Source organism: Aquiflexum sp., from assembly GCF_977115555.1.
Map to the genome: position 1 here is coordinate 1 of NZ_CDSBKL010000294.1, position 5,328 is coordinate 5,328.

General features: G+C 40.6%; 5 protein-coding genes. 2 read left to right on the forward strand and 3 right to left on the reverse strand.

What is annotated here, in order from left to right; translation table 11 throughout:
* Positions 1 to 803, reverse strand: an 803-nt coding sequence (locus ACZFYI_RS15195) for an aminopeptidase P N-terminal domain-containing protein (RefSeq protein WP_462524979.1), incomplete at its 3' end; no start/stop codon positions are given.
* 172 nt (positions 804 to 975) lie between these two features.
* On the opposite strand from ACZFYI_RS15195, the gene pafA reads away from it, so the two are divergent.
* Complete coding sequence (gene pafA / locus ACZFYI_RS15200) at positions 976 to 2,619, forward strand: alkaline phosphatase PafA (protein ID WP_462524980.1); 1,644 nt, start codon at positions 976 to 978, stop codon at positions 2,617 to 2,619.
* Between the two features lie 268 nt (positions 2,620 to 2,887).
* Here the strand turns inward: pafA and ACZFYI_RS15205 are convergent, their stop codons facing one another.
* Positions 2,888 to 4,051, reverse strand: a complete 1,164-nt coding sequence (locus ACZFYI_RS15205; RefSeq protein WP_462524981.1) for a homogentisate 1,2-dioxygenase — start codon at positions 4,049 to 4,051, stop codon at positions 2,888 to 2,890.
* Between the two features lie 117 nt (positions 4,052 to 4,168).
* Positions 4,169 to 4,369, reverse strand: coding sequence for a CsbD family protein (locus ACZFYI_RS15210; RefSeq protein WP_462524982.1), 201 nt, complete (start codon positions 4,367 to 4,369; stop codon positions 4,169 to 4,171).
* Positions 4,370 to 4,452: 83 nt separating this feature from the next.
* Here ACZFYI_RS15210 and ACZFYI_RS15215 point away from each other — a divergent pair, with 83 nt between their 5' ends.
* Positions 4,453 to 5,253 (forward strand): glycoside hydrolase family 16 protein, encoded by an 801-nt coding sequence (locus tag ACZFYI_RS15215; protein ID WP_462524983.1) that lies wholly within the window; start codon positions 4,453 to 4,455, stop codon positions 5,251 to 5,253.
* Positions 5,254 to 5,328: the final 75 nt, after the last annotated feature.

Sequence of the window (5,328 nt, forward strand, 5' to 3'; positions counted from 1 at the left end):
ACAATAGAGCCATATCCGACATATTCTGCTCCCATAGCTTTATGGACAAATTCATGAGCTCCTTGGATCCCTCTCTCTGATGTGCCGGGTTGGATGGAACGGAAAGCTTCTATATGGCCATAGCCTGAAATAGCGACTGCTTTTCTCAGGATCTGGATTTCTTCTTCAGTTTTGATTACTCTCAATTTTTCCATGATATTGTTCAATGCAGCATCTGCGGGTTTCAAAGGAGTGGAATGAGCAGATTTTAAAGCTGAAACCATGGATTTAAGGGGGTTATTGTAGTCATTCCTTTCGATTTCACCTAGGTCAAAGGAAAGTACGGTTTTCAATTGCTTAAGATCTAGTGAAGGGGTTTTGAGAAAATCAGAATATAAATACACATGCTCCAGTCCAAGGTTTTCTTTTACACCTTCCACACCTAGTCTTTCACCGTCCCATTGTTCTTTGGCGGGATCTTTGGGTTGGATATAGATGATTTCACCGACTGTTTTGCCATCAATGTTTTGTGGGGTTTTGAATACAATCAAAGCTGAATTTGGCTCCCTAAAACCGGTGAAATAATAGAAATCAGAATTGGGTCTATAGGTGAAATCCGTATCGTTTGACCTGTTTTTGACAGGATTATTGAAAAATACAGCGGCTGAATTTTCCGGTAACAAATTCCTCAGTGCCTCTCTTCGGCCCTTGTGAAATTCCGGACTTAGACCATCGCCGAAAAAAGATTGGCTAAAGGAAAGATTTGCTGAAAATGTTAAGATCAATACCGATAAAGAAAGGACTTTGATAATGCTTGATTTCATTTGCCTGATTGAATAGATTTGGACCGAAAGATAGTATCACTTTTAGGAAAAATTAAACCGGCCATGAAAAACCGGAAAGATAATCCCCTTGTTCTTTACCGATTAACAAATTCGTAAAATACATGCAAAATGGAAATCCCTATATTTGCCAAAACTTAAACCCTTATTCAGGATGAATAAATTGATGATCGTCTCCATATTTGTGTTAATTAGCCTGACAGCTATTGGCCAAAGTCAAAAAAACACCACTGCAGCAAAACCCAAGATTGTGGTAGGGATTGTAATCGATCAGATGCGGCAAGAGTATTTTTATAAGTTTCAGGAAAGATATTCTGAGGGAGGTTTCAAGCGCCTGATAAAAGAGGGCTACATGATGAAGAATGCCCATTACAATTATATCCCGACCTATACAGGTCCGGGCCATGCCTCTGTGTATACCGGAACTACCCCTGCAACCCATGGGATTATCTCTAATGATTGGTATGTAAGAAAACTTGGAAGGACCATATATTGTGCAGAGGACAGCACAGTGAGTGCTGTAGGGGGCTCTGCTGAAAATGGGAAAATCTCTCCGAGAAATATGTATACTACTACCATTTCTGATGAATTGAGATTTTCCAACAATAAAAGATCTAAAGTTGTAGGCATTGCAATCAAAGACCGTGGTGCTTCTTTGCCTGCGGGTCATTTGGGAGATGCTTATTGGTTTGACAGCAAGACAGGCAATTTCATGACTTCGACTTATTACTATGACTCTTTGCCTGATTGGGTTCAAAAATTCAATGATAAGAAATTGGCAGAAAAATACCTCACACAAAAATGGGAAACCCTCTTTCCAATAGATACTTATAAGCAAAGTATTGCAGATGACAATTCATTCGAGGGGCCATTTATAGGTCAGGAGAAAACAGTTTTTCCGTATGACTTGCCAAGTCTTATGGAAAATAACGGAGGGCTTGGATTGATAGCAGCGACTCCTTTTGGCAATACACTGACATTGGATATGGCTTATGCCGCGATTGAAGGGGAGAAGTTGGGTAAGAGAGGAGAAACCGATTTGTTGGCAATCAGCTTTTCCTCACCGGATTATATCGGACACCGGTTTGGGCCAACCGCAGTGGAATTGGAAGACAACTACCTGAGATTGGACAGAGAATTAGAGCAATTTTTCAATTACCTGGACAAAGAATATGGTAAAGATGAATACCTGGTATTCTTAACCGCAGACCATGCTGTAGCGGATATAGTGGATTATATGCTTAGTGAAAATGTGCCTGCTGGCAATTTCAATACCCGCTATATCTTGACTCAAATGAGGGGATTTTCAATTTTGAAATATGGGGAAGGCAATTGGATTTCGAGTTTTACCAACGAGCAGGTTTTTCTCAACTATGATCTGGCTAAAGAAAAAGGGGTTGATATAGAAGAGATGCAGCGTGCCCTGGCAGAATTCTTATTGAAATTTCCAGGTATAAAAGAGGTTTATACAGGAACTGATATGCGAAGAATGGAGTATTTGAGGGGAAATAAATCATTGCTGCAGATGGGGTATAACCATAAAGCTTCAGGAGATTTATTGTTGATATTGGAACCTTCTTGGTTGAGCAGCTCCTTCAAGGGCACTACACATGGAACGGGATATACCTATGACACACATGTACCGATAGTGTTTATGGGTTGGAATGTTCCTCATGGTGAAAGTTCAAGGTATGCTACCATTACCGACATTGCACCTACACTATCCATGATGCTGAAAATCCGCCTTCCAAACGGTGCCACTGGCCAGCCTATATTGGAGATTGTGGATAAGAAATGATTCGGATCAAAAAGATACTGGGATATTTGAAAAACCCGACCACGGTCGACAGTCCATAGCCACTACAATTGAACTTCATCCCGAGTTTTAAATGGTTAAGGAAAGAAAACTAAAATACAGAACTAGAATATTTAGAGTAAATCATTTTCACAAAAAAAGAACAGCTTCCCATTTTTAATGAGAAGCTGTTTTGATTTTAAAACATGCTCAATTAACGTTTAACCAATTAACCTTTAAACAAATAACCAAAAACCAAATAACCAATCACCTACTCCTTACAGGAAATTGGATAGTTCGGGTCAACAAATTCGAAACCCTGAGTAGTGACCTGTAAAGGTTTAAATGTATCGAGCATCACAGCGATCTCTTCGGTGGATTTTGCCCCGATGGATTTTTCGACAGTTCCGGGATGTGGACCATGTGGAAGACCTCCCATATGGATGGTAAAAGAGCCTCGGTCAATCCCTTTTCTGCTCATAAATTCCCCTTCGGCATAATAGAGTACTTCATCAGAATCGATATTGCTGTGGTTATAGGGTGCAGGAATCGCCAAAGGATGATAATCAAACAGCCTTGGTACAAAAGAACAGATCACAAATCCCCAAGCCTGAAAAGTCTGATGAACAGGAGGCGGTTGGTGGATTCTTCCTGTAATCGGTTCAAAATCATGGATGGAAAGAGCATAGGGATACAAATACCCATCCCATCCTACGATGTCCAAAGGACTGTGGCCGTAAGTGTAAGGATGAAGCATTCCTCCTTTTTTTATCTGAACGAGGTATTCTCCCTTTTCTGATTCGATGACCAACTCACTTGGGGTGCGGATATCCCTTTCGCAGTAGGGAGAATGCTCCAGCAACTGCCCAACTTCATTTCTATATCTTTTGACCGTCTCGATCGGGCCGTGGGATTCTATCACCAATAGTCGAAGTGGACCTTCTTCTTTCCATTCAAATCTGTAAATTGTAGTCCGCGGAATGACGATATAATCACCTTGCCTCACTTCCAATTTCCCAAATTGTGAATACATCACGCCTTCGCCGTCATGGACATAGATCAATTCATCCCCATCTGCATTTTTGAAGAAATAATCCATTTTCCGCTGCTCGGGAGTACAGATACCCATCATGACGTCATTGTTCATCATGAGCATTTTGCGGGCAGAAAGGTAATCCTTACCGGTAATACCGACACCTGAAGTTTTTAGATGTGTCTGTTGCAATCCATGTGCTTTGGCCGGTTCCCAGGAAAAAGGAGTGGGCTTGCCGATGGATTTGACGTCGTTGGGATTGTGGATATGGTAAAGGTTGGAATAGATGCCTGAAAATCCCTTAGAGCTGACGAGTTCTTCTTTGTAAAGGCTGCCGTCAGGCTGTCTAAATTGGGTATGTCTTTTTGGGGGAATATTCCCCAATCTGTGGTAATAAGCCATTTGTATTTGGGTTTATGTATCCAGCAAATTTATAAAAAATGATGTATCATTCTTCGGGGAATGGAATTAAAGTGAGGGGCAATAAAAAGAGCGGCTCAAGCCGCTCCGTAGTTGGATTTAGTTTTGGTTTTCTTTGTCAAAAAGGAATTTGCTTAGTTCTTCTTTTGCAACTCCGGTCTTCTTTTGAAGTCTTCCCAGGAGTTGATCTTCCTGACCTTCAGCATAAACAAGGTCATCATCGGTGAGTTCCCCGTATTTTTCTTTTAATTTACCTTTCAGTTCGTTCCAGTTTCCTTTGATCTTTAAGTCAAATGACATAATAGCTTTGGTTTAAGTTTAAAATTAAATTCAGTTTAAATTAAACAAATACAATTCCAAAGTGAAAAAATTATATATTAATTATGAAAAATATTATAAAACCAATTTATTTATTTCTTTTGATGGCTTTTGGATGTAATGAAAAGGATCATAATCTAGTCTGGTCGGATGAATTTGAAACTGAAGGCCTTCCTGATTCCGGAAAATGGACTTATGATGTCGGCGATCACGGTTGGGGTAACAATGAGCTCCAATTTTATACCAAGGCAAACCTAGCCAATGCGAGGGTAGAAAACGGTATTCTGATTATAGAAGCACATCAGGACAGCAGTTATGCTAAGGCTTACACTTCGGCCAGATTGGTGACTAAAGGCAATGCTTCCTGGCAATATGGATATATTGAGATCAAAGCAAAACTCCCATCCGGATTGGGGACTTGGCCGGCAATTTGGATGCTTCCTGAGGAAAGCAAATACGGGAGATGGCCCAAAAGCGGTGAAATCGATATCATGGAGCATGTGGGTTATGATCAGGGGATAGTTCATGGTACTGTACATACCGAGGCTTTCAATCACAGGATCGGGACGCAAAAGGGAGCGACCAAATCAGTTCCTGACTGTTCAGAAGCGTTTCATATTTATGCAATTGATTGGCAAGAGAAGAAAATTGATTTTTATATAGATGGGGAGCTGTACCATACTTTTGTGAATACTGAAAAGAATACCGCCGAATGGCCTTTTGATATTCCTTTTCACCTGATCATGAACTTGGCAGTCGGGGGAGATTGGGGAGGAAGCAAAGGTGTAGCAGCTGATATTTGGCCCCAAAGAATGGAAGTGGATTACGTGAGGGTCTATAAAGAAAAGCCCGGGGTGGTTAAATGAGAAGTTATTGAAAGCTCTTTTTTCAGACAAGATTTAAGTATTTTAATTGAAAAACCCTCACATCGCCACGCCATT

Excerpts from the sequence above, each read along its gene's own strand:
- pafA (WP_462524980.1), top strand. The coding sequence starts at position 976 with ATGAATAAATTGATGATCGTCTCCATATTTGTGTTAATTAGCCTGACA.
- ACZFYI_RS15205 (WP_462524981.1), bottom strand. The coding sequence starts at position 4,051 with ATGGCTTATTACCACAGATTGGGGAATATTCCCCCAAAAAGACATACC.
- ACZFYI_RS15210 (WP_462524982.1), bottom strand. The coding sequence starts at position 4,369 with ATGTCATTTGACTTAAAGATCAAAGGAAACTGGAACGAACTGAAAGGT.
- ACZFYI_RS15215 (WP_462524983.1), top strand. The coding sequence starts at position 4,453 with ATGAAAAATATTATAAAACCAATTTATTTATTTCTTTTGATGGCTTTT.